The following is a 1,379-nucleotide window of genomic DNA, read 5'->3' on the forward strand; positions in this document are numbered from 1 at the left end:
CATTTGGTTATAATTTTAGTCGTTAATGAAACAAAAACAGCAATGTCGATATTAAATGACATTGCTGTTTTTGCTTAAAATTCCATAAAACTCTCGCTCAAAACCTGTGTCAAAACCTCCAGCATGTAATCGGCATTGGCTTTTGAAAAACACATTGGTGGCTTGATTTTAAGTACATTGTGCTGCGGGCCATCGACACTCATCAGAATCTTAAAATCTTTCATGCGGTTGGCCAAATAATTGGTTTGTTCGGGTAAAGGCATTTTGTTTTCATCAACCAATTCTATTCCCAAAAACAAACCCTCGCCTCTCACATCGGCTATAATCGGATAGGTTTTTTGTAGGCTTCTCAGCTGTTTTTTTAAGTACTCGCCTACTTCTAAGGCATTTTCTTGGAGTTTGTCTTCTTTAATTACCTGTAAAACTTGTCGCCCAATGGCACACGAAACGGGATTTCCACCAAAAGTATTGAAATATTCCATGCCATTGGCAAAAGCATCGGCTACCGCTCTTGTGCAGACAACGGCCGCCAGTGGGTGTCCATTGCCGATTGGTTTTCCCATCGTAACGATGTCAGGCACTACGCCTTGCAACTGAAATCCCCAAAAGGCTTTACCAACTCGCCCAAAACCGACTTGAACCTCATCGGCAATACAAACGCCGCCCACCTCACGTACGTATCGGTAAGCGTCTTTTAGATAGCCTTCGGGCAAATCAATTTGACCACCACAACTCACGATGCTCTCGGCAATAAAAGCCGCTACATTTCTATTTTTTGATTGTACTTTCAGAATCGCTTCTTCGACGTGCTTGGCGTATTTTTCTCCCGTATCTTCGCCTTGATAAATTCCTCGGAAAGCATCGGGCAGCGGTACGATATGCGTATTTTCGGGGCAACCTTTACCGCCTTTTCCATCAAATTTATACGAACTGATGTCTATGCAGCCCTGCGTGTTTCCGTGATAGCCAATTTCTAAGGCAATTATATCTTTTTCGCCAGTCATGGCTTTGGCCATTCGGAGTGCCAATTCGTTGGCTTCACTGCCCGAATTTACAAAATGTAGCACCGATAATTCTTCGGGAAAAGTAGCGAGTAATTCTTCGGCAAACTCCAGTATTTCATCATTCAGATAACGAGTATTGGTATTCAAAACCGACATTTGTTGTTGCCCCGCCTCTACCACTTTTGGGTGTTCGTGACCCGCATGAGCTACGTTATTGACCGTGTCGAGGTATTTTTGCCCAAATTCATCAATCAAATATTGCATTTCGCCTCTGACAATTTTCAGCGGTTTGTCATAAGATAAACTCAGACTTTTGCCCAAATGCTGTTTTCGATAATTGATTTGGTCGAGCTGGTCGGTGCGTTTTTTTGAGTT

At 42.8% G+C, this 1,379-nt stretch carries 1 protein-coding gene; it reads right to left on the bottom strand.

What is annotated here, in order from left to right; all coding sequences use genetic code 11:
- Nucleotides 1-74 precede the first annotated feature (74 nt).
- A partial coding sequence (locus ACOVO2_RS01695) for an aminotransferase class III-fold pyridoxal phosphate-dependent enzyme (protein WP_421768308.1) occupies nucleotides 75-1,379 on the bottom strand: 1,305 nt, incomplete at its 5' end.

The organism is Emticicia sp. (assembly GCF_049241225.1).
Lineage (GTDB): Bacteria > Bacteroidota > Bacteroidia > Cytophagales > Spirosomataceae > Emticicia.